This window comes from Paraburkholderia sediminicola (assembly GCF_046027825.1).
Taxonomy (GTDB): domain Bacteria; phylum Pseudomonadota; class Gammaproteobacteria; order Burkholderiales; family Burkholderiaceae; genus Paraburkholderia; species Paraburkholderia sediminicola_D.
On sequence record NZ_JAQQDU010000063.1, the window covers coordinates 1 to 23719 of the forward strand.

The 23719-nt window shown below is 61.4% G+C and carries 20 protein-coding genes and 1 tRNA gene; 15 read left to right on the forward strand and 6 right to left on the reverse strand.

All coding sequences use genetic code 11. From position 1 onward, the window contains the following. The 5 genes from PQQ96_RS28360 to PQQ96_RS28380 all read right to left on the reverse strand — a co-directional run. Positions 1–752 (reverse strand): tyrosine-type recombinase/integrase (locus PQQ96_RS28360; RefSeq protein WP_408298808.1); only part of this gene is annotated, 752 nt, incomplete at its 3' end. Positions 753–910: 158 nt separating this feature from the next. Beyond that, positions 911–985, reverse strand: a tRNA-Val gene (locus PQQ96_RS28365). A 48-nt stretch (positions 986–1033) separates the two neighbouring features. Then, the gene (dnaQ, locus tag PQQ96_RS28370; protein ID WP_408298809.1) at positions 1034–1768 is read right to left on the reverse strand and encodes a DNA polymerase III subunit epsilon; all 735 of its coding nucleotides are present in this window, start codon (positions 1766–1768) and stop codon (positions 1034–1036) included. A gap of 80 nt (positions 1769–1848) precedes the next feature. Beyond that, positions 1849–2295 carry a ribonuclease HI gene (rnhA, locus tag PQQ96_RS28375; RefSeq protein ID WP_120303346.1) on the reverse strand — a complete coding sequence of 149 codons (447 nt, stop codon included), beginning with the start codon at positions 2293–2295 and terminating at the stop codon, positions 1849–1851. Next, positions 2292–3143 carry a class I SAM-dependent methyltransferase gene (locus PQQ96_RS28380; protein WP_408298811.1) on the reverse strand — a complete coding sequence of 284 codons (852 nt, stop codon included), beginning with the start codon at positions 3141–3143 and terminating at the stop codon, positions 2292–2294. The genes rnhA and PQQ96_RS28380 overlap by 4 nt, the downstream gene beginning before the upstream one ends. Before the next feature lie 19 nt (positions 3144–3162). Here PQQ96_RS28380 and gloB point away from each other — a divergent pair, with 19 nt between their 5' ends. The 7 genes from gloB to PQQ96_RS28415 all read left to right on the forward strand — a co-directional run bounded on the left by gloB (position 3163) and on the right by PQQ96_RS28415 (position 13408). Continuing rightward, positions 3163–3954: a hydroxyacylglutathione hydrolase gene (gene gloB / locus PQQ96_RS28385; RefSeq protein ID WP_408298812.1), complete on the forward strand. Its 792-nt coding sequence runs from the start codon at positions 3163–3165 to the stop codon at positions 3952–3954. A gap of 157 nt (positions 3955–4111) precedes the next feature. After that, complete coding sequence (locus tag PQQ96_RS28390; RefSeq protein WP_408298814.1) at positions 4112–5806, forward strand: transglycosylase SLT domain-containing protein; 1695 nt, start codon at positions 4112–4114, stop codon at positions 5804–5806. Positions 5807–6007: 201 nt separating this feature from the next. Then, positions 6008–7249 (forward strand): MFS transporter, encoded by a 1242-nt coding sequence (locus PQQ96_RS28395; protein ID WP_408298816.1) that lies wholly within the window; start codon positions 6008–6010, stop codon positions 7247–7249. A 428-nt stretch (positions 7250–7677) separates the two neighbouring features. Beyond that, positions 7678–8841 carry a glutamine-hydrolyzing carbamoyl-phosphate synthase small subunit gene (gene carA / locus PQQ96_RS28400; protein ID WP_408298818.1) on the forward strand — a complete coding sequence of 388 codons (1164 nt, stop codon included), beginning with the start codon at positions 7678–7680 and terminating at the stop codon, positions 8839–8841. 154 nt (positions 8842–8995) lie between these two features. Next, positions 8996–12250, forward strand: coding sequence for a carbamoyl-phosphate synthase large subunit (gene carB, locus PQQ96_RS28405; RefSeq protein ID WP_408298820.1), 3255 nt, complete (start codon positions 8996–8998; stop codon positions 12248–12250). Positions 12251–12401: 151 nt separating this feature from the next. After that, a complete protein-coding gene (gene greA, locus PQQ96_RS28410; protein ID WP_097389983.1) occupies positions 12402–12878 on the forward strand; it encodes a transcription elongation factor GreA in 477 nt (158 codons plus the stop codon). Positions 12879–12898: 20 nt separating this feature from the next. Next, entirely contained in the window at positions 12899–13408 is a 510-nt protein-coding gene (locus tag PQQ96_RS28415) for a DUF4149 domain-containing protein (protein WP_408298822.1), read from the forward strand. A gap of 164 nt (positions 13409–13572) precedes the next feature. On the opposite strand, the gene PQQ96_RS28420 is transcribed toward PQQ96_RS28415, so the two are convergent. Beyond that, complete coding sequence (locus PQQ96_RS28420; protein WP_408298824.1) at positions 13573–14103, reverse strand: YhbY family RNA-binding protein; 531 nt, start codon at positions 14101–14103, stop codon at positions 13573–13575. Between the two features lie 182 nt (positions 14104–14285). Between PQQ96_RS28420 and PQQ96_RS28425 the strand changes: the two genes are divergently transcribed. The 8 genes from PQQ96_RS28425 (at position 14286) to pstB (ending at position 23691) form a co-directional block, all read left to right on the forward strand. Further along, complete coding sequence (locus PQQ96_RS28425; RefSeq protein ID WP_074282682.1) at positions 14286–14948, forward strand: RlmE family RNA methyltransferase; 663 nt, start codon at positions 14286–14288, stop codon at positions 14946–14948. Positions 14949–15136: 188 nt separating this feature from the next. Beyond that, positions 15137–17026 carry an ATP-dependent zinc metalloprotease FtsH gene (gene ftsH / locus PQQ96_RS28430; protein ID WP_074282683.1) on the forward strand — a complete coding sequence of 630 codons (1890 nt, stop codon included), beginning with the start codon at positions 15137–15139 and terminating at the stop codon, positions 17024–17026. A 170-nt stretch (positions 17027–17196) separates the two neighbouring features. After that, positions 17197–18009 (forward strand): dihydropteroate synthase, encoded by an 813-nt coding sequence (gene folP / locus PQQ96_RS28435; protein WP_408298885.1) that lies wholly within the window; start codon positions 17197–17199, stop codon positions 18007–18009. 27 nt (positions 18010–18036) lie between these two features. After that, positions 18037–19395 (forward strand): phosphoglucosamine mutase, encoded by a 1359-nt coding sequence (gene glmM / locus PQQ96_RS28440; protein WP_408298826.1) that lies wholly within the window; start codon positions 18037–18039, stop codon positions 19393–19395. A gap of 360 nt (positions 19396–19755) precedes the next feature. After that, positions 19756–20787: a phosphate ABC transporter substrate-binding protein PstS gene (gene pstS, locus PQQ96_RS28445; RefSeq protein ID WP_408298828.1), complete on the forward strand. Its 1032-nt coding sequence runs from the start codon at positions 19756–19758 to the stop codon at positions 20785–20787. A 143-nt stretch (positions 20788–20930) separates the two neighbouring features. Next, positions 20931–21932: a phosphate ABC transporter permease PstC gene (gene pstC, locus PQQ96_RS28450; RefSeq protein ID WP_408298830.1), complete on the forward strand. Its 1002-nt coding sequence runs from the start codon at positions 20931–20933 to the stop codon at positions 21930–21932. Then, entirely contained in the window at positions 21929–22825 is an 897-nt protein-coding gene (pstA, locus tag PQQ96_RS28455) for a phosphate ABC transporter permease PstA (protein ID WP_408298831.1), read from the forward strand. Before pstC ends, pstA begins: the two co-directional genes overlap by 4 nt. A 17-nt stretch (positions 22826–22842) precedes the next feature. Next, positions 22843–23691, forward strand: coding sequence for a phosphate ABC transporter ATP-binding protein PstB (pstB, locus tag PQQ96_RS28460; RefSeq protein WP_074282688.1), 849 nt, complete (start codon positions 22843–22845; stop codon positions 23689–23691). The last annotated feature ends 28 nt before the right edge of the window (positions 23692–23719 follow it).

The following is a 23719-nucleotide window of genomic DNA, read 5'->3' on the forward strand; positions in this document are numbered from 1 at the left end:
TCGCCGTTTTTGGAATCATGTAGTCGGACGTGGCGGTCGGTCAGATGTACGTCAGGCCAGCGCAGTCCGAGCAGTTCGCTGCGGCGCATGGCCGTCTCAATGGCCAGCATCACGGTTGGACGGGCGTATTCATTGCGGCACCCGCCCGAGTCATACGTGCCTGTCGCGGTGCGCGGCTTCAATTCGAGTTCTGCCAGCAGTCGTTCTTCTTCGCCGGGAGTTTGTCCGGCGGACCGGCGCAACCGGCGATAGCGCGCGCGATTCTCTTTGGGGCGACCAATTGCCGAGACCGGATTTACGGCAACGTGAACACCCCATTCCTTGTTTGCAATATTGAGGACGTGGCTTAGCAGATTTAGTTCGCGGTTGACGGTCGAACCGGAAACAGGTTTCGTTTTCGAATCACCAGCCAGCCGACGATCGCGGTACTCAGCCATGTGTCTGCTACGCAGCTCGGAGACCTTGATTTTGGCGATGGGTTCGGCGCGCAGCTTCCGGATCCTGATAATTTCCAGATCGCCGCCTTTCTTCTGCGGCGAAATTTTTTCGCTATAACGCAGCAGCAGATCTCCGAGCGTATTTCGCTCGGCCTCTTCCAGGTCGACGAACTCACCACGGTCCATCTTCGTTTCGATTTGGCGCGCCCAAGCCTCAGCGTTGGCTTTCGTGTCGAATGTGCGATTCTGCTTTGGTTGGCCAAGGCGCCGGATTTCTACTCGCCAATAGTTGCCGCGTTTCCAGATTGCTGCCATGCGATGCTCCAGACGGTGATTGTCATCATGTGTTGTCTGGGCTAATTTTCCGCTCCGCCGCTTCTCCGCCCTAAAGGCAAAATTCGCCAGTTTTGGTGCAAACAAAAAGGCCCTCGACTTTCGTCTGAGGGCCTTTATTTCTGCGGGTCACGCGAATCTGGTGGGTGGTACAGGGATTGAACCTGTGACCCCTGCCGTGTGAAGGCAGTGCTCTACCGCTGAGCTAACCACCCGAAGAGAGCCGAATTATGTCAGGGATTTTTCAACTCGTCTAGTACTTTTTAAGCGGTTTGCTCATCCGCGGCCGGTGACGGATCAAGGCGCCACACGCTCGTGCCTTTGACCGCTTTGTCGAGCCCGTCGAGCACGGCCTGATGCGCGGCGACTTCGTCGTCGCTCGCGGCAATCACAACCAGATTCAGCGAGTCGATCGCGATGCGCGGCGCGTGCGCGTCGCTGCCACCGTGCGAATCGCCGAGCATGTCGATGACGAGGCTTTCCTGGCCGCGCGTCATCGCCAGATAAACCTCGGCAAGCAGTTCCGAGTCGAGCAGTGCGCCGTGCAGGGTGCGGTGAGCATTGCTGATGCCGAAGCGGTCGCACAGCGCGTCGAGTGAATTGCGTTTGCCCGGGAACATCTGCTTGGCGCGCGCCAGGGTATCGATGATCTCGCCGCAGTAGGTTTTCACCGGCGGCAAACCCAGCAGCGCAAATTCGGCATCGAGAAAGCCGATGTCGAACGGCGCGTTGTGGATGATCAGCTCCGCGTCCTGAATGAAGTCGCGAATCTGATCGGCGATCTCGGCAAACTTCGGTTTGTCGCTCAGGAACTCAGTGGTCAGCCCGTGAACCGCCAGTGCGCCCGGATCGCTGTCGCGTTCCGGGTTGATGTAGAAATGCAGGTTGTTGCCCGTGAGCCGGCGGTTCACCATTTCGACGCAACCGAGTTCAAGGATCCGGTCGCCGGTTCGTGCATTCAGGCCGGTGGTTTCGGTATCGAGGATGAGTTGACGCATGTCGGATTAGCCTGCTCTAAAAAATCAGCAAAAAAAGAAGGGCACACGCGTTGGTGCCGCTGCGGGTTTTACAGCCCGCTTCACATTGCCGCGAGTGACGCGACGCCGCGATTGGCCAGTTGATCCGCGCGTTCGTTTTCCGGGTGGCCGTTGTGACCGCGCACCCAGCGCCATTCGATTTCGTGTTGCGCGACGAGCGCATCAAGCCGCTTCCAGAGATCGGCGTTCTTCACCGGTTGTTTCGCGGCAGTGATCCAGCCTTTCTTTTTCCAGCCGTGAATCCATTCGCTGATGCCTTTCTGCACGTATTGCGAGTCGGTGTGCACGACGGCCTTGCAGGGACGCTTGAGCGCTTCGAGTGCGCCGATCACGCCCATCAGTTCCATGCGGTTGTTGGTGGTGTTGGGTTCACCGCCGAACAGTTCTTTTTCCTGGTCGCCGAAGCGCAGCAGTGCACCCCAGCCGCCGGGGCCGGGATTGCCCTTGCAGGCGCCGTCGGTGTAAATGTCGATGATGTCGGAAGTCATTGAGTGTGGTTGCGTGTGTTCGGTGTGGCGGCGGGCGCGAGGCCCGCGGCGAGGACAGGTTTCTTCACTTTCAGCGGACCGACGAGGCGCATGCCGCGCACGCGCTTGATCGCCTTGATCATGTAGGTGGCGCCGAAAATCGGCCACCAGCGGTCGCCGGCGGCTTCCATGAAACCATAGCGGGACAGCCATTGTTCGCTGCCGAGCGGCGGACGATAGCAGCCGAAGCGCCCGCGTTCAAGGTCGAAACCCAGCAGCTTGATCCAGTCTTTCAAGCGCGTGAAGGCGATCAGGTCGACTGCCGCGGGTACGAACGGCCGGCCAGTCACCTTGCCGACCGATTGGCGCGCGCCCCAAAGCGACAGCGAGTTGAAGCCGAGAATGATCAGTTGGCCTTCGGGCATGAGCACGCGCTCCGCTTCGCGTAACAGCCGGTGCGGGTCGCTTGTGAATTCCAGCGTATGCGGCATCACGATCAGGTCGACGCTTTGTGCTTCAAACGGCAAGTCGAGCAGGTCGCACCAGACGGCGCTGCGCCCGGCCGGCGCCGGCAAACCCGTGGGCAAACCCTGCGCGGCGCCACCCCCCAAGCCATTCCCGGCACGCCCGAGGCCGCGCGGAAAAGCGTAGGGCGCGCTCGCGCCGCTCGCTGCGTCGAGCACGAGTCCGCGGCACGGCATGCGGTTTTCGCGCAGGGCGTCGAGCTGAGGCAGGCCGAGTTGCAGCGCATGGTAACCGAACACGTCGGACACCACGCGATCGAGCTGGGTCTGTTCCCACTCGAGTACGTAGCGGCCGGGTGGTGAGTCGGTCCAGGCAGGCCAGTCTATAATTGCTCGGTCAGTCATATCAAAGAATGCGTCGCCTATGAATGCGCTCGAGTACGTACCGGTCCCGGCGTTTGAAGACAATTACATCTGGGTCGTTTCCGACGGGCGTCATGCGGTGGTCGTCGATCCGGGTGAGGCTGCTCCTGTGCGCGCCTATCTGGCGAAACGGGGTTGGCAGTTGAGCGCTATTTTACTCACGCACCATCACCAAGACCATGTCGGTGGGGTGGCCGATCTGCTGAACGGCCAGGCCGTTCCCGTGTATGGCCCCGCCGGTGAAGCGATCCAGCACCTCACGCATCGTCTTGAAAATGGCGATCACGTGACGATTGCGGCGCCCGCGCTCGAATTCAGCGTGCTCGACGTGCCGGGTCACACGAGCGGTCATATCGCCTATTTTCAGGCGGCCGACCCGCGCGGCACGCCGCACGTATTTTGCGGCGACACGCTGTTCGCGTGCGGCTGCGGCCGCTTGTTCGAGGGTACGCCCCCGCAGATGCTGGCGTCGCTGGATTCGCTCGCCGCGTTACCGGGCGCGACCGAGGTTCACTGCGCGCACGAGTACACGTTGTCGAACATCCGCTTCGCGCTCGCCTGCGAGCCGGGCAACGCCGAACTGCAAGCCTGGCGTGACAAAGCGAGCGAATTGCGCGCGCGCCACGTGCCGACGCTGCCCACCACCATCGCCCACGAACGCGCCGTGAATCCATTTTTGCGCGCCGGCAATCCGGCGATTCAAGCTACCTTGCAAGAACAGTTGCACGAAAAAGTGCCTGATCGTTTGACGGCATTTACGCTGATGCGCGAATGGAAAAACCGCTTCCGTTGACCTGATCGGCATCAGGGTATTGCTCACGCGAAGAATCGCAAAAATACGCCAAGCCCAAGATTTCCTTGATTTTTTTCGTCATTTTCCGATTGACGTAAACGTTGCCGTTTCGTACTATCGGCTGCAAATTCCAGCCCTTGTGGAAGCCGAGACGTTCATGCGATTTATCTTTAGTGCGTTGTTGGTCCTGACACTCGCCGCTTGCGCGAGTCAGGGACCGGCGACGAATAGTTCCACCACCGCAACAAACCCCGCCAGTCAGCAAGCCGTAGCCGACGCCCTTCGCAAGACAGCCACCGCCAAAGAGACGATTAACGTCGACCAGGGTTCGGTCGACCAGCTGACGAGCCCGGACGCCGATTTGTGGGGCCGTATTCGCCGTGGTTTTCAAATGCCGGATCTGCAGACCGACCTCGTCGACATGCAGGTCAACTGGTATGCGCAGCGCCCTGACTACGTGCAGCGCATGACCGAGCGCTCGCAGAAATATCTGTACCACATCGTCGAAGAGCTCGAAGCGCGCCATATGCCGACCGAGCTCGCGTTGCTGCCGTTCATCGAATCCGCGTACAGCCCGCAGGCGTTGTCGGTGGCGAAAGCCGCCGGCATGTGGCAGTTCATGCCGGGTACGGGCCGCACCTACAACCTCAAGCAGAACATGTGGCAGGACGAACGCCGCGATGTGCTGGCCTCGACCAGCGCCGCGCTCGACTACCTGTCGCGTCTGCATGATATGTTCGGCGACTGGCAACTGGCGCTCGCCGCTTACAACTGGGGCGAGGGCAACGTACAGCGTGCGATCGCCCGCAACGAAGCGGCGGGGCTGCCTACCGACTACCTCAGTCTGCGCATGCCGAACGAGACGCGTAACTACGTGCCCAAGCTGCAGGCGGTGAAGAACATCGTGATGAACCCGCAAATGTATGGGCTCACGCTGCCGTCGATTCCGAACCACCCGTATTTCGTGACGGTCACGACCTCGCACGACATCGACGTGGACACGGCGGCGAAGCTCGCGAATCTTTCTCCAGATGAATTCCGCTCGCTGAACCCGTCGTTCAGAAAACCGGTGATTCTCGGTGCCACGCAGCCGCAAATTCTGCTGCCATTCGACAATGCGAGCGCGTTCGAACGCAATCTGAAGACGTACACCGGTTCGCTGTCGTCGTGGACTACGTACACGGTCACCGAACGTGCTGCGCCGGCGGCGATCGCGCAAAAGATCGGTGTCGACGCTGACACGCTGATGGAAGTGAATAAGATTCCGGTCGGCATGCGGTTGAAGCCGGGCTCCACGATCGTGGTGCCGCGTGCTTCGGACGACGACGAAGACATCAGCGCCGACGTCGCGGAAAGCGCCGTGCTCGCCATGGAGCCGGACGTCCCCGACACCCGCAAAATGCTGATCCGCGTGCGCCGCAATCAATCGATGGCCGCCATCGCAGTGCGTTACGGCGTCTCGATTGGTCAGTTGAAGTCGTGGAATCGCACGCATCGCGATCAGGTTTCGCGTGGCCAGGTGATCGTGCTGCACGTACCAGTTGGTAAGGCGATGCCGAGCGAACCGGGTCCGGAGCGCATCGCGACGGACGTGCAGGGCGGCGGTGTCGAGAAGATCGGCACCCGCGTCGCAGACACGAAGAGCGATTCGCGCTACGATAAGAAGAAGGGCCGTGGCCGCACCGCCGTGGTGAAGGTGTCTGACCCGGTGGGTAAAGCGAGCAAGCCGACAACGTCCAGCGCCAGCAAGGGCAAGGTGACGAAGGTGTCGGCTTCCACGTCCAGCAAGGCGTCGAAGGCCGCGGCAGACAGCCGCCCGAAGACCGCGGCCAACGCGAAGAAGGGTAAGTAGACCAAAAAGCGGCACCCACGGTAGTGACCACATGCGTTGCGGGGGCAGCGCATGAATTGCGCTCCGATCACGCACCGTGTTATTCCGACGCCGTCACCTTGGGTGACGGCGTTTTTCATTCTGCAGAGCAATTCAAGCGAATTTCGCGCATTTCATTTATCTTTCGTGCTTCGGCCTTGTTAGGCGCTCATTTAAAAACTCATGTCGTCGACCCAGTTGCGCGTTTTTCTGCTGTTTTCCGCTGGTTACTTCGTGTCGTACGTGTTTCGCGGTGTCAATCTCGGCTTTGCGCCGTTCATCACGCACGATCTCGGACTGTCGGCCACTGATCTCGGTTTGCTGACCAGTCTGTATTTCCTCGGCTTCGCGGGCGCGCAGATTCCGGCTGGCGTGCTGCTCGATCATTTCGGCGCGCGTCGGGTGACGGCGGTCACCTTGCTATTTGCCGCGCTGGGAATCTGGGTGTTCGGCGCGGCGCACAGCGTCGGCATGATGATGGTTGGGCGCCTGCTGATCGGCGTCGGTGTCTCCGTCTGCCTCGGTGGCGCCTTCAAGGCGTTGGCGCAGCATTTCGCGTCGGCACGGCTGCCACTGATGAACGGACTGGTGATGGCGATCGGCGGCTTCGGTGGCGTGATGGTCGGCTCGCCGCTCACGTGGGTACTGGGCTTCTCCAGTTGGCGTGCGGTCTGCGTCGGTCTGGGTCTGCTGACGGTGCTGGTGGCGGTGGCGCAGTGGACCCTCACGCCGGACACCAAGGAAACCCATCACCAGGCCAGCCTCGGTGCCCAGTTCAAAGGCACGTTGCACATCCTGAGGAGCGCGGCATTCTGGAAGATCGCGTCGTTCTCGGTCGTCACCCAGGGCGTGTTCTACGCGATGCAATCGCTGTGGGTCGGTGCCTGGTTGCGCGATGTGCAGGGCTTCGAGCCGCGTGAAGCCGCCGCGCTGGTGTCGGTTCTCGGCTTCGCGATGATGGCCGGCTGCGTGGGCTTCGGCGCGGCGGCGCGCAGCCTGGAGCGCCGCGGTATCTCGCTGAACCTTTTCTGCGGCATCGGTATGGCGCTGTTCGTCGTCACCCAACTGCTGATCATGTTCAGCGTGCCGCTGCCCGCGAGCCTGCTGTGGGCGGCGTACGGCGTCTTTGGCGGTACGGGCATTCTCAGCTACGCCGTGATGGCGCGGCACTTCCCGGCGCAGATGATCGGCCGGGTGAATACCACGCTGACGCTGATCATCTTTCTGCTGATTTTCTGCTTCCAGATCGGCGTCGGCGCCGTGCTGTCGCGCTGGCCGGCCAGTGGCGGACATTACCCGGCGGCGGCGCATCTGACCGCCTGGGGCATTCTGGTGGCGTTGCAAGTGTTGAGCGCGATCTGGTTCGTATTGCCTAGCCGCACGCGCCCTCAGCCGGCGCACGTGCGCGCCGAACAGCAGGTTTGAGGCCGTTGCGGAGGGTTGGCGGGGCGGCGTAATATTTACCGGGCCTATCCCGATTCTGTCCCGTACAAATTTTGTCCATCGGTTTCCGAGCCAGGTACAGCAAGGCTTTGACCCGTTCTGGTTCATGCCTTGCTATGCCACCTCGCCATCTCGGATTTGGAGGGAAGGGTAGTTTCACGCTATAATTTCAAGGTTTGAGCTTATCAACCCGCACCCTAGCGCCTACCTCTCCCATACCGTTCATCCGCCGCGCGCTGTTGACGCCCCGCACCCCGGCCGATCCGTCCACACAATGGACCCATCGCGCCCCTTGCGACGTCACCAGCAGTACGCGAGCGAGTCTGCGCGCGCATCCTGTCGATGCGTTTCGCTGCGGCTCGCAGTCGGATAGACAGGTCGGCAACAGGGTGTTCCCCAAGGAGTCTCCCGTGTTGCCGTCATTTTCTCCCGCTTTGCTCGCACTCGCCGACGGCACGGTCTTTCGTGGTTACTCGATCGGCGCCCCCGGGCATACGATCGGCGAAGTCGTGTTCAACACCGCTATCACCGGCTATCAGGAAATCCTGACTGACCCGAGCTATGCGCGCCAGATCGTGACCCTCACGTATCCGCACATCGGTAACGTCGGCGTGAATGCCGAAGACGTCGAAGCTACGAAAGTCCATGCCGCCGGCCTGATCATCCGTGATCTGCCGGTTCTCGCATCGAACTTCCGCATGGAGCGCACGCTCCCGCAATATCTGAAAGACGAAGGCGTGGTCGCCATCGCCGGTCTCGACACCCGCATGCTGACCCGCGTGCTGCGCGACAAGGGTGCGCAGAACGGCGCAATTCTCGCCGGCTCGGATGACGAGGCGAAGGCAATCGAGCTCGCGCGTTCGTTCCCGGGTTTGTCGGGTATGGACCTCGCGAAGGTCGTGTCGACCAAGGAAACCTACGAATGGACCCAGACCGAATGGCGTCTGGGCTCCGGCTACGGCACGCAGAACGCGCCGAAGTATCGCGTGGTGGCGTTCGATTATGGCGTGAAGTACAACATCCTGCGCATGCTGGCTGAGCGCGGCTGCCACGTCACGGTGCTGCCCGCAGAGGCTTCCGCGGCTGACGCGCTCGCGCTCAACCCGGACGGCGTCTTCCTGTCGAACGGCCCGGGCGACCCGGAGCCGTGCGATTACGCGATTCGTGCCACCAAGGAGCTGATCGAGCGCGGCATCCCGACCTTCGGCATCTGCCTTGGCCACCAGATCATGGGCCTCGCCGTCGGCGCGAAGACCATGAAGATGAAGACGGGCCACCACGGCGCCAACCATCCGGTGAAGGATCTCGACGACGGCCGCGTGGTCATCACGTCGCAGAATCACGGCTTCGCGGTTGACGCCGACACGCTGCCGGCCAACGCCAAGGTCACCCACATCTCGCTGTTCGACGGCACGTTGCAAGGCTTCGCGCTGACCGACAAGCCGGCGTTCTGCTTCCAGGGCCACCCGGAAGCGTCGCCCGGTCCGCACGACATCGCCTATCTGTTCGACCGCTTCACGGCGTTGATGGACGCGAAGAAGGCTGGCAAGACCGCAGCGGCCGCAGCGGCATAAGCAGCAGCGTGTGAGGCGCCCCAGCGGCGCGCGGCTCGTAACGCGATTGGCGCAGTAGGCGCACGCAAGGCGAGCCGCACACAGCAGAGCGCGCGCAACGGTGAAACGACGCGCGCCGACGGAAAGAATTCAGGAATACATTAGCGAGAGCGTTATGCCCAAGCGGACAGACATCAAGAGCATCCTCATTATCGGCGCGGGTCCGATCATCATCGGCCAGGCGTGCGAGTTCGACTACTCGGGCGCGCAGGCATGCAAGGCGCTGCGTGAGGAAGGCTACAAGGTCATTCTCGTCAACAGCAATCCGGCGACGATCATGACCGACCCGAACACGGCCGACGTGACCTACATCGAGCCGATCACGTGGGAAGTGGTGGAGCGCATCATCGCCAAGGAGCGCCCGGACGCGATCCTGCCGACGATGGGCGGCCAGACCGCGCTGAACTGCGCGCTGGATCTCCATGCGCACGGCGTGCTGGACAAGTACAAGGTCGAGCTGATCGGCGCCTCGCCGGAAGCGATCGACAAGGCAGAAGACCGCCAGAAGTTCAAAGACGCGATGACCAAGATCGGCCTCGGTTCGGCCAAATCGGGCACCGCGCATTCGATGGAAGAAGCGCTGCAGGTGCAGGCCGACATCGCCGTGCAAACGGGGAGCGGCGGTTATCCGGTCGTGATCCGTCCGTCGTTCACCTTGGGCGGCTCCGGTGGCGGCATCGCGTACAACCGCGACGAATTCGAAGAGATCTGCAAGCGCGGTCTTGACCTGTCGCCCACGCGCGAATTGCTGATCGAAGAATCGCTGCTCGGCTGGAAAGAGTACGAGATGGAAGTGGTCCGCGATAAAAAGGACAACTGCATCATCGTTTGCTCGATCGAAAACCTGGATCCGATGGGCATCCACACCGGCGACTCGATTACCGTCGCGCCGGCGCAAACGCTCACGGACAAGGAGTATCAGATCCTGCGTAACGCATCGCTCGCCGTGCTGCGCGAAATCGGCGTGGACACGGGCGGGTCGAACGTGCAGTTCTCGATCAATCCGAAAGACGGCCGCATGGTCGTGATCGAAATGAATCCGCGCGTGTCGCGTTCGTCGGCATTGGCGTCGAAAGCCACCGGCTTCCCGATCGCCAAGATCGCGGCGAAGCTCGCGGTCGGCTACTCGCTCGACGAACTGAAGAACGAAATCACCGGCGGTCAGACCCCGGCGTCGTTCGAACCGACGATCGACTACGTCGTCACCAAGATCCCGCGTTTCGCGTTCGAAAAATTCCGCGAAGCCGATTCGCGCCTGACCACGCAGATGAAGTCGGTCGGCGAAGTGATGGCCATTGGCCGCACCTTCCAGGAATCGTTCCAGAAGGCGCTGCGTGGTCTGGAAGTGGGTGTGGACGGTCTGGACGAAAAGACCGTCAACCGCGACGAGATCATCCGCGAGATCGGCGAAGCCGGTCCGGACCGCATCTGGTATGTCGGCGACGCGTTCCGCGTCGGCATGACGGCCGAAGAGATTTTCGAAGAGACCTCGATCGACCCGTGGTTCCTCGCGCAGATCGAACAGATCGTCCTGAAGGAAAAGGCGCTGGCCGGCCGTACGCTGGCAAGCCTGTCGAAGGAAGAGCTCAAGTATCTGAAGCAAAGCGGGTTCTCGGACCGGCGTCTCGCGAAGCTGCTCGGCGCGAAGCCGGCAGAAGTGCGTCAACGCCGTATCGAGTTGAACGTGCGCCCGGTCTACAAGCGCGTCGACACGTGCGCGGCCGAGTTCGCGACGAAAACCGCTTACATGTACTCGACTTACGAGGAAGAGTGCGAAGCGAATCCGACCAACAACAAGAAGATCATGGTGCTGGGCGGCGGCCCGAACCGGATCGGCCAGGGTATCGAGTTCGACTACTGCTGCGTGCACGCTGCGCTCGCCATGCGCGAAGACGGCTACGAAACGATCATGGTCAACTGCAACCCTGAAACCGTTTCGACCGACTACGACACGTCCGACCGTCTGTACTTCGAATCGCTGACGCTCGAAGACGTGCTCGAAATCGTCGACAAGGAAAAGCCGGTCGGCGTGATCGTTCAGTACGGCGGTCAGACGCCGCTGAAGCTCGCGCTCGATCTCGAAGCGAACGGTGTGCCGATCGTCGGCACGTCGCCGGACATGATCGACGCCGCGGAAGACCGCGAGCGTTTCCAGAAGCTGCTGCAGGACCTCGGCCTGCGTCAACCGCCGAACCGTACCGCGCGTGCTGAAGACGAAGCCCTGAAGCTCGCCGAGGAAATCGGCTACCCGCTGGTGGTGCGTCCGTCGTACGTGCTGGGCGGCCGCGCCATGGAAATTGTCCACGAGCCGCGCGATCTCGAGCGCTATATGCGCGAGGCCGTGAAGGTCTCGCACGATTCGCCGGTGTTGCTCGACCGCTTCCTCAACGACGCGATCGAATGCGACGTGGATTGCATCTCCGATGGCGAAGCCGTATTCATCGGCGGCGTGATGGAGCACATCGAACAGGCGGGCGTTCACTCGGGCGACTCGGCTTGCTCGTTGCCGCCGTACTCGCTGTCGAAGGAAACCATTGCTGAGCTGAAGCGCCAGACCGGCGCAATGGCGAAGGCGCTGAACGTGATCGGCCTGATGAATGTGCAGTTCGCGATCCAGCAGGTGCCGCAGGCGGATGGCTCGAAGGAAGACGTCATCTACGTGCTGGAAGTGAACCCGCGTGCATCGCGTACGGTGCCGTACGTGTCGAAGGCGACCAGCCTGCCGCTCGCGAAGATCGCAGCGCGTGCGATGGTCGGCCAGAAGCTCGCCGATCAGGGCGTGACGAAGGAAATCGACCCGCCGTACTTCAGCGTGAAAGAAGCGGTGTTCCCGTTCGTCAAGTTCCCGGCAGTCGATCCTGTGCTCGGACCGGAAATGCGTTCGACCGGTGAAGTGATGGGTGTGGGCCAGACGTTCGGCGAAGCGCTGTTCAAGTCGCAACTCGCGGCGGGTTCGCGTCTGCCGGAGTCGGGCACGGTGCTGCTGACCGTGATGGACGCCGATAAGCCGAAGGCTGTCGAAGTCGCGCGCATGCTGCACGAACTCGGCTACCCGATCGTCGCGACCAAGGGCACGGCTGCCGCGATCGAAGCGGCCGGCGTGCCGGTCAAGGTCGTCAACAAGGTGAAGGACGGCCGTCCGCACATCGTCGACATGATCAAGAACGGCGAAATCGCGCTGGTCTTCACGACCGTCGACGAAACCCGCGCGGCGATCGCCGACTCGCGTTCGATCCGCATGAGCGCCCAGGCGAACAAGGTCACGTACTACACGACGATGTCCGGTGCACGGGCCGCGGTAGAAGGTTTGCGCTATTTGAAGAACCTGGAAGTCTATGATTTACAAGGTCTTCACGCTCGCCTAAACTAAGGCTTCGAATACCTGTCCAAGATGTAAGTGCCGCGGTTAAGCGGCGTTCCGCAGGTGCTGCGGGCCGGGTTTGGTCCCGCGCTCCGGCCCTTGCGGAATGCACTTAACCGCGGTGATTTTTTTTACGGCTGTTTTTTGCATAGAGTTGTTTATGAGCACTGTTCCATTGACGAAGCGCGGCGCGGAAATGTTGCGCGATGAATTGCAGCGCCTGAAATCGGTTGAGCGTCCCTCGGTGATCAATTCGATCGCGGAAGCGCGTGCCCAGGGCGATCTGTCGGAAAACGCGGAATACGACGCGGCGAAGGAGAAGCAGGGCTTCGTCGAAGGCCGTATTGCCGAAATCGAATCGAAGCTGGCCGGCGCGCAGGTCATCGACCCGTCCAAGGTGGAGGCGGACGGCCGTGTCGTGTTCGGCGCGACGCTCGAACTCGAAGACCTCGATTCGGGCGCGAAGGTCAAATACCAGATCGTCGGCGACGACGAAGCGGACATCGACCACGGTCTGATCTCGATCAGCTCGCCGATCGCGCGCGCGTTGATCGGCAAGTCGGAAGGCGACGTTGCATCGGTGCAGGCGCCGGGCGGCGTGCGCGAGTACGAAATCATCGCGGTTAGCTACGTTTGAAGGCGGCCCCGGTGTCCTTGATGCCGCATCGACTGTTCCGTCTGTTGACGGTGGTGTGGGTCGGTAGTCTGTTGACGATCGGCTATGCCGTCGCGCCGGTGTTGTTCACGTCGCTCGACCGGGTGACGGCGGGCGCCGTGGCGGCGCAACTGTTTCGTATCGAGGGCATCCTGGGCGCGGTGTGCGGCATTTTGCTGCTGGGTCTGGCGAACGTACTGGTTCGCCGCGGCAGCGACGCGTATCGTCGCTTGCGCTGGTTGATCGCCGGTATGCTGGTATGCGTGCTGGTGGGTTACTTTGCGTTGCAGCCGTTCATGAATGCACTGCGCATCGCCGCGCTGGAAGCGGGTAGTGATGTCGGGCATTCGGCTTATGCGACGCGCTTTGGCATCCTGCACGGCGTCTCGAGTCTGTTTTATCTGATCGAGAGCCTGCTGGGTGTGGCGCTGGTGTGGAAGCTGCCGGCGAGCTTCGGCGTTGTGACAGCGGAGCAGGGCACTCGCAGCGCTGCAGGGAACGTAGCCAGTTAAGTGGCGTGGTTCTGGCCTGCTGAGGCGGGTTTGCCTGTAGAGTGTGGTCCAAAGAGTGACTCAGGCGTGATTCAAACGGCATGACCCTGGCGGCATGACCCAGGCAGTTTGCCCGAGCAGTTCACGCCAAGGTGCGGACACCGCCCGCACCCCTCATCATTCGCTTACTTCGACGACTGATGCGCACGCTTCGCGCTGGTCTGGCGCTTTTTGGCGCGCTTGACGTTGCCGCCTTGCGTGACACGTTCATTGCCGCGCACCACGACAGCTTTTGCCTTCGGCTTGCGCATCGGGATTTCGCTGGGTTTCACCACCGTGACCACGCGCGGGGCGCGGCCTTTACCCGGTTTGGCTTCAACAGCCGCTTCGCGGGCGCTCGGCAGGGCGCCGCGCTTGGCCTTCACCGCGGGTTGTGCTGCGGCTTCCGGTTTCCAGATCACCAGCAGCTTGCCGATATGCTGGATCGGCGCAGCGTTCAGTTGGTCGCAGATCTGCTCGTAGACGGCGATGCGCTCTTCGCGTTCGTCGCCGAACACGCGGATTTTGATCAGTTGATGGGCGCCAAGGTGGACCTTGATCTCCGACAGCACAGCGTCGGTCAAGCCTTCGGCGCCGACGAGCACGACCGGTTTGAGCGCATGTGCCTGGGAGCGCAATTCGGCGCGTTGATCGGAAGAGACTTTGAGGGCTGGCATGGAAAGTGGGAGACTCGACTAAAATGGCGGCACCTGCATTTCCGAGAGATTCGGCCAATAGCGCAGGGCGGCGCGTCAGAACAACAGAATCGCGGATGACTGCCAGTTTTGGCGGTGGCCGCGCGAATTAACCGCGTATTATCCCCTAAAGCGCCACATTTCGCAGCAAGAGTTCACCTTTAATGGCAAAAAACAAGTTCAACACGGCGTGGTTGCATGATCACATCAACGACCCGTACGTCAAAATGGCGCAGCGGGAGGGCTATCGCGCCCGCGCAGCCTACAAGCTGAAGGAAATCGACGAGCAGGACAAGCTCATCCGGCCAGGTCAGGTGATTGTCGACCTCGGTTCGGTGCCTGGCAGCTGGAGTCAGTATGCCCGTAACAAGCTCGCCAAGGGCTCGCAGCGCGACGCCGAGCGCGAGGGCGGCATCGACGGCACGATCATCGCGCTGGATATGCTGCCGATGGAGCCGATCGCCGACGTCCATTTCATTCAGGGCGACTTCCGCGAAGACTCGGTTCTCCTCCAATTGGAAGAATTGGTCGGGGAGCGCCAGGTTGACCTTGTAATTTCGGATATGGCGCCCAACCTGTCGGGAGTGGCGGTGGCGGATGCCGCGCGAATCGAGCATCTGTGCGATATCGCGATGGAATTCTCGCAAAACCACCTGAAGCCGGATGGCGCCCTTTTAGTCAAATGTTTTCATGGCAGCGGTTATAGCCAGATTGTCGAAAAGTTTAAGCGCCAGTTCAAGGTGGTGGCGGCCCGCAAGCCGAAAGCCTCGCGGGATAAGTCGTCAGAAACATTTATTTTGGGTAAGCATCTCAAGCGGCCCGCATAGGCGCGCTGCAGGAAGGTCCCGCATCTGCCGATAGGTGCCCATGGCGCCGGAAATTGGCGCCGTGATGGTCCGCTACGCTATTTATGTGGTAGCGAAACCTTATGGCAGGGGTCTGCGGACTGGATTAGAATGCTTTCGTGGTGCCGCAAGGCAAATGTAGGCGCCCGTCTAAGTGAAGGAGTGGTGCTTTGAACAACAATATGTTTTCGAAAGCAGCAGTGTGGCTGGTTATCGCACTGGTGCTGTTTACGGTGTTCAAGCAGTTCGACAAGCCCCGTGTCCAGGAAGGCGTTTCCTATTCGCAGTTCATGGACGACGCGAAGAACGGCAAGGTCAAGAACGTCATTGTCCAGGGGCGGAACCTCACGGTCACTCCAGCAGACGGCCAGAAGTACCAGATCGTGTCGCCCGGCGACATCTGGATGGTCGGCGATCTGATGAAGTATGGCGTTCAGGTGAGCGGCAAGGCTGATGACGAACCGAATGCGCTGGTGTCCGCGCTGTACTACCTTGGACCGACGATCCTGATCATCGGGTTCTGGTTCTACATGATGCGACAGATGCAGGGAGGCGGGAAAGGCGGTGCGTTCTCGTTCGGTAAATCCCGTGCACGTCTGATCGACGAAAACAACAACGCAATCAATTTCACCGACGTCGCCGGTTGCGACGAAGCCAAAGAAGAAGTCTCTGAACTGGTCGACTTCCTGCGCGACCCGCAGAAATTCCAGAAGCTGGGTGGGCGTATTCCTCGCGGCGTGCTGCTGGTCGGCCCGCCGGGAACCGGTAAGACCCTGCTGGCGCGGGCTATCGCCGGTGAAGCGAAGGTGCCGTTCTTCAGCATCTCGGGTTCGGACTTTGTGGAAATGTTCGTGGGTGTCGGTGCGGCTCGTGTGCGCGACATGTTCGAGCAGGCCAAGAAGCATGCGCCGTGTATCGTGTTCATCGACGAAATCGACGCGGTCGGCCGTCATCGTGGCGCCGGCATGGGCGGCGGTAATGACGAACGCGAACAGACCTTGAACCAGATGCTGGTCGAGATGGACGGCTTCGAAGCGAACTCGGGCGTGATCGTGATCGCTGCCACGAACCGTTCGGACGTGCTGGACAAGGCGCTGCTGCGTCCGGGCCGTTTCGACCGCCAGGTGTACGTCGGTCTGCCGGACATCCGCGGCCGCGAGCACATCATGAAGGTTCACCTGCGCAAGGTGCCGATTTCGAACGACGTCGACGCAGCGGTTATCGCACGCGGCACGCCGGGTTTTTCGGGCGCCGATCTGGCGAACCTCGTGAACGAAGCCGCGTTGTTTGCTGCGCGTCGCGGCAAGCGCATCGTCGAGATGGCGGATTTCGAAGACGCGAAGGACAAGATCTTCATGGGTCCGGAGCGCAAGTCGGCGGTGATCCGCGAAGAATCGAAGCGTGCTACGGCGTATCACGAGTCGGGTCACGCGGTCATCGCCAAGCTGTTGCCGAAGGCCGATCCGGTGCACAAGGTCACGATCATCCCGCGTGGCCGTGCGCTGGGCGTCACGTGGCAGTTGCCGGAGCATGACAACGAAACGTATTCGAAGGACTACCTGCTGGACCGCCTCGCGATCCTGTTCGGTGGCCGTGTCGCGGAAGAGTTGTTCCTGAACCTGATCAGCACCGGCGCGTCGGACGACTTCAACAAGGCAACGGCTACGGCCCGCGCCATGGTGGCTCGCTTCGGTATGACCGACGCGCTCGGACCGATGGTCTACGTCGACGACGAAAACGACGCAACGCCGTTTGGCCGTGGCTTCACGCGGACCATTTCGGAAGCGACGCAGCAGAAGGTCGACGCGGAAATCCGCCGCGTGCTGGACGAGCAGTACAACCTCGCCAAGCGCCTGCTGGACGAGAATCGCGACAAGGTTGAAGCGATGACCGCCGCGCTGATGGAATGGGAAACGATCGACGCCGATCAGATCAACGACATCATGGCAGGCCGTCCGCCGCGTTCGCCAAAGAGTTCGCCGCCGTCGGTTGGCGACGCCTCGTCGGGCGGTAGCCCGGGCACTGAGGTCAAACCGGGCAGCGCGACCGCGCCGGCCTGATAGGCGACCAGAAGAAAGTGCGGGCCGGTGTGTTTCACACCGGCCCGTTTTGCATTTATCTGTTTTACGTGATTGACCGCTACGTGTCGAAAGTCGAATTTCCTTCTCTTCCCCTCCCCGAACCGCTGCAGTGCGGCCGCTTCAAGTTGAGCTTTGAACGCCCGTTGGTCATGGGCATCCTGAACGTCACACCCGATTCTTTTTCCGACGGCGGTCAGTACGCGATGCGCGGCGATGCGCTGCGTCAGGCCGAGCGCATGCTGCTCGATGGCGCGGACATCATCGACATCGGCGGTGAGTCGACTCGCCCGGGTGCGCCGCCCGTGCCGCTCGACGAAGAACTGGAGCGGGTGATCCCGCTTGTCGAGCAACTGCGCAGCGCGAATGTGCCGCTGTCGATCGATACATATAAGCCAGAAGTGATGCGTCACGCACTGACGGCGGGTGCCGACCTGATCAACGATATCTGGGGCTTCCGGATGCCGGGTGCGATTGATGCCGTGCGCGATAGCGAATGCGGTCTATGTGTGATGCATATGCTCGGCGAGCCGCAAACCATGCAACTCGGTGAGCCCGCTTATGATGACGTGGTGAGCGAAGTTCGGCAGTTTCTGGAGGAACGGGTGGCGACGCTGCAGCAGGCGGGCATCGCCCGTGCGCGCATTAGCGTGGATCCGGGCTTTGGCTTCGGCAAGGCAGTGGTCGAACACAATTACGCGCTGCTCGCGCACCTGCCGGACACAGCGCCGCAGGCCGAGCCGCCGTACCCCATTCTCGCCGGCATGTCGCGTAAGTCGATGGTCGGCGCGGTCGTCGGGCGCCCGGCGCCGGAGCGCGTCGCGGGCAGCATCGCTGCAGCGGTGTGTGCCGCCGAACGCGGCGCGGCAATTCTGCGCGTGCACGACGTCGCGCAGACAGTGGATGCATTAAAAGTATGGGCAGCCATGCGCGACGCGGCGAATTGCAGCCGCGCACTCGGTTGAACCCAAAGCCAAGGAGGAACATAAAAGATGGCACGTCGTTATTTCGGAACGGACGGGATTCGGGGCAAAGTGGGCGAGGGCCCGATTACACCGGAATTTGTATTGCGGCTCGGCTACGCCGCCGGCAAGGTGCTTGCGGGCGCGGATCGCTGGGCCAGGACGGGGGCGCGGCCCACGGTGCTGATTGGTAAAGACACGCGCGTGTCGGGCTATATGCTCGAAGCGGCACTCGAAGCAGGTTTTTCAGCAGCGGGCGTGGACGTGATGCTGGCCGGTCCAATGCCGACTCCGGGTATCGCCTATCTGACGCGCGCGCTGCGGCTTGCCGCGGGCGTCGTGATCAGCGCGTCGCACAACCCGTACTATGACAACGGCATCAAATTCTTCTCCGCCGACGGCAACAAGCTGCCCGACGAAGTGGAATCGCAGATTGAAGAACGCCTTGAACTGCCGCTCGACTGCGCGGCCTCCGAGCAACTCGGCAAGGCGCGGCGTCTCGACGACGCAGCCGGCCGCTACATCGAGTTCTGCAAGAGCACCTTCCCGGCGGCGTTCGACTTGCGCGGTCTGAAGCTGGTGATCGACTGCGCGCACGGTGCCGCGTACGACGTCGCGCCGCACGTGTTCCACGAACTCGGCGCCGATGTCATTCCGATCGGCGTCGCGCCGAACGGTTTCAACATCAATGACGGCGTTGGCGCGACCGCTCCGGACGCGCTGGTGCGCGCGGTGCGCGCGAACCACGCGGACCTCGGCATCGCACTCGACGGCGACGCCGACCGGCTGCAGGTCGTGGATGCGGCCGGCCGCCTGTATAACGGCGACGAACTGCTGTACGTGCTGGTCAAAGACCGGATGGCGACGGACGGCAAGGTGGAAGGCGCAGTCGGCACCTTGATGACCAATATGGCGGTTGAAGTTGCGCTGCAGGAAGCCGGCGTGAAATTCGTCCGCGCGGCAGTGGGTGACCGCTACGTGCTCGAGCAGTTGCGTGAGCATGGCTGGCAACTCGGTGCAGAAGGATCCGGCCATATTCTCTCCCTTGACCGCCATTCGACCGGCGACGGCATCGTGTCGGCGCTGCTGGTGCTGGCCGCGATGAAGCGCAGCGACAAAACGCTCGCCGAGTTGCTCCAGGGCGTGACGCTGTTCCCGCAGAAGCTGATCAACGTGCAGATGCAGCCCGGCGCGGACTGGAAGGGCAGCGACGTGATCCGCCGCGCCATCAGCAAGGCCGAAGAGGCGCTGAACGGCCGCGGTCGCGTGCTCATTCGGGCCTCGGGCACCGAACCCGTTCTGCGCGTGATGGTGGAAGCGGAGAATGTCGGCGACGCCGTTCAGCATGCGGAAACCATCGCTGCAGCAGTGAAGCAGGCGACCGCTTAAGTCACGCGCTTCAAAGCAGGCCAGTCAGGCGGGACGACGATCTGGTCGTCCCGCTGCACTTTTCCAGGTAGACGGTCTCCGCCGGCTTAGCCGCTGGCAATGTCCGCCGCTACCCCGCATCAAATCCCCGCCGCACCCGCTCCCCGCACGCAAACGTTCGCGTCCCATTTTTATCGCCTAATCTGTAGAGCGACGCCTGAAAATCCGCTAAACCGGCAATTTGTCCGTCAAAACGCCTTTCATCTGGTAATCATACTGTCACATCTGTTTCACGGTTAGTCACGTTACTGTCATAAAGAGACCCTAAGCTTCGCGGTGTTCGTGTTATTCGCTCACACCGCTCACACCCTTGGAGGTCTCATGAAATTGATGCACACCGTGTTCGCTGGCGTCGCTGGCGCGCTTTTCGCGATCGCAGCGCAAGCCGCAGACATCACCGGCGCGGGCAGCACCTTCGCAGCACCGATCTACACGAAGTGGGCTGATGCCTACGTGAAGTCGGGCGGCGGCAAGGTCAACTATCAGGGTATCGGCTCGTCGGGTGGTATCAAGCAGATCGAAGCGAAGACTGTCGATTTCGCTGGCTCGGATGCTCCGCTGAAGGACGATGAACTCGCGAAGGCAGGCCTGTTCCAGTTCCCGACGGTTGTCGGTGGCGTGGTGCCGGTTGTCAACGTGCCGGGCGTGAAAGCCGGTGATGTGACGCTGTCGGGCGAAGTGCTCGGCGACATCTACCTGGGCAAGATCAAGAAGTGGAACGATCCGGCGATCGTTGCACTGAACCCGAAGGTCAAGCTGCCGGATACCGACATCGCCGTGGTTCGCCGCGCTGACGGTTCGGGCACGAGCTTCATCTGGACGAACTACCTGTCGAAGGTCAACGCAGACTGGAAGGCGAAGGTTGGTGAAGGCGCAACGGTCAGCTGGCCGACGGGCACGGGCGGCAAGGGCAACGACGGCGTCGCAGCTTTCGTTCAACGTCTGCCGGGCGCGATCGGCTACGTGGAATGGGCGTATGCGAAGCAAAACCACATGACGTACGTCTCCATGAAGAACTCGACGGGCGCTGTGGTCGAGCCGAAGACGGAAACGTTCAAGGCCGCGGCTGCGGGTGCTGACTGGTCGAAGTCGTTCTATCAGATTCTGACGAACGAGCCGGGCAAGGACGCATGGCCGATCGTCGGCGCGACCTTCGTGCTGCTGCACACGGCGCAGGACAAGCCGGCGCAAGGCACGGAAACGTTGAAGTTCTTCGACTGGGCGTTCAAGAATGGCACCCAGGCTGCAAACGATCTGGACTACATCTCGTTGCCGGAGTCGGTAACGGCGGAAATCCGCACGAAGTGGAAGGCGCAGGTGAAGGATGCTGCAGGCAAGCCGATCGCTGACTGAGCGTTTTAGTCGGTAAGCAGCTAGCACTACATTGGCCGTCCTCATTCGAGGATGGCCAATGGCATTACCCCGGCATTACGCCAGCATTACCCGCCGCATGACAGGTGTCATACGGCAACTGGAAACAGGTCCATCAGGCTCTCATGTCCGATATCCAATTAGCGTCTGGCGCGGCGAGGTCGACACCGCCCGGCAGCGCTTCTCAGCAGAAAGCGCCCAGCCGCGCCGGCGATGTCATTTTCGGCGGCCTTGCCCGCCTCGCCGCCATCATCACGCTGTTGCTGCTCGGCGGCATCATCGTTTCGCTGGTCGTGGCCTCCATGCCGTCGATCAAGCAGTTCGGTCTCGCGTTCCTGTGGACCGCCGACTGGGATCCACCTAGCAAGCAATTCGGCGCGCTGGTGCCCATTTACGGCACGATCGCGACCTCGCTCATTGCACTCATCATCGCGGTGCCCGTTAGCTTCGGCATCGCGCTTTTCCTGACCGAACTCGCACCCGCGTGGCTGCGCCGTCCGCTCGGTATCGCCATCGAACTGCTCGCCGCAATTCCGTCGATCGTCTACGGCATGTGGGGTCTGCTGGTCTTCGCGCCGATCTTCGCAACGTGGTTCGAAAAACCGCTCGGCACGCTGCTCGGCGGCATCCCTGTCGTCGGCGCGCTGTTTCAGGGTGCGCCGATCGGCATCGGCATTCTGTGCGCGGGCGTCATTCTCGCGATCATGATCATTCCGTACATCGCCTCGGTGATGCGTGACGTGTTCGAAGTCACGCCGGTCCTGCTGAAGGAATCGGCGTACGGCATCGGCTGCACGACCTGGGAAGTGATGTGGAAGATCGTGCTGCCCTTCACCAAGAGCGGCGTGATCGGCGGCGTGATGCTCGGCCTCGGTCGCGCGCTCGGCGAGACGATGGCGGTCACGTTCGTGATCGGTAACACCAATCTGCTCGACAACGTCTCGCTGTTTTCGCCGGGCAACAGCATTACCTCGGCGCTCGCCAATGAATTCGCGGAAGCGGATCCGGGCCTGCATACGTCGGCGCTGATGGAACTCGGGTTGATTCTGTTTGTGATTACCTTCGTGGTACTGGCAATTTCGAAAATCATGCTGCTTCGCCTCGAAAAAGGGGAGGGCGCGAAATGAGCCAGTCCACCTTGAATATGCCGGGTTCACACGACGAAGCCGCGCTCGAAGCGATGCGCGTGCGTCTGCAAGGCCGTCGCCGCGCGAAGAATGCGGTTGCGCTGACCATGTCGCTCGCAGCCATGGCGTTTGGCTTGCTGTGGCTCGTGTGGATTCTTTACACGACGCTGCACCTTGGTATCGGCGGCCTGTCGATTGAATTGTTCACGCAATCCACGCCGCCGCCGAACACCGATGGTGGCGGTCTCGCCAACGCGATCGTCGGCAGCCTGATGCTGGTTGGGCTTGCAACCTTCGTCGGCACGCCGATCGGTATTCTGGCGGGGGTGTATCTCGCCGAGTACGGTCAGAAGGGCTGGCTCGCTAGTCTCACGCGTTTCATTAACGACATTCTGTTGTCGGCACCGTCGATCGTAGTCGGTCTGTTCGTCTACGCGCTGGTGGTGGCGAAGATGGGTCACTTCAGCGGCTGGGCCGGCGTGTTCGCGCTCGCCTTGCTGCAGATTCCGATCGTGATCCGCACCACCGAAAACATGCTGAAGCTGGTGCCGAATGCGCTGCGTGAAGCCGCTTTCGCACTCGGTACGCCGAAGTGGAAGATGGTACTGTCGATCACGCTGAAGGCTTCGATCGCCGGTATCGTCACGGGCGTGCTGCTCGGCGTCGCGCGCATTGCCGGTGAAACGGCGCCGCTGCTGTTCACGGCGTTGTCGAACCAGTTCTTCTCGATGGACATGAACCAGCCGGTGGCGAACCTGCCGGTCACGATCTACAAGTTCGCGATGAGCCCGTTTGCGCAGTGGCAATCGCTCGCGTGGGCCGGTGTCTTCCTGATCACGCTCGCGGTGCTGGGATTGAACATCCTCGCGCGATCGATCTTTTCGAATAAGTAAGGGCGGAGTGTAATCCGATGAATATGGCAGAAACTCAACTCAATCAGGCCGCCCGTCCGACGGCGCCCGCCGGCTTCGATCCCGCTCAAAGCGGCCAGGCTCAAGTCCCGTCGAGCCCGAAGATCGAGATCAACGACCTGAACTTCTTCTACGGCAAGTATCACGCGCTGAAGAACATCAACCTGCGGATTCCCGAAGGCAAGGTGACCGCGTTCATCGGCCCGTCGGGTTGCGGCAAGTCCACCTTGCTGCGCACGCTCAACAAGATGTACGCGCTCTATCCGGAACAACGCGCCGAGGGCGAGATCCTCATGGACGGCGAAAACCTGCTGACCTCCAAGCGCGATATTTCGCTGCTGCGCGCACGGATCGGCATGGTGTTCCAGAAGCCGACGCCGTTTCCGATGTCGATCTACGACAACATCGCGTTCGGTGTAAAGATGTTCGAAACGCTGCCGCGCTCGGAAATGGACGACCGCGTGGAATGGGCGCTGACCAAGGCCGCGCTGTGGAACGAAGTGAAGGATAAATTGGGCCAGAGCGGCTACGGTTTGTCCGGTGGCCAGCAGCAGCGTCTGTGTATCGCACGCGGTATCGCGATCCGTCCTGAAGTGCTGCTGCTCGACGAGCCGTGTTCCGCACTTGACCCGATTTCCACGGGCCGCATCGAAGAACTGATCGCCGAATTGAAAAGCGATTACACGGTGGTGATCGTCACCCACAACATGCAACAGGCCGCGCGCTGTTCGGACTACACTGCCTATATGTACCTCGGTGAACTGATCGAATTCGGCGACACCGAAAAGATCTTCATCAAGCCGGTCCGCAAGGAAACCGAGGACTACATCACTGGCCGCTTCGGCTAAGCCGCCGCGCAAAATAACGGAGTACGAC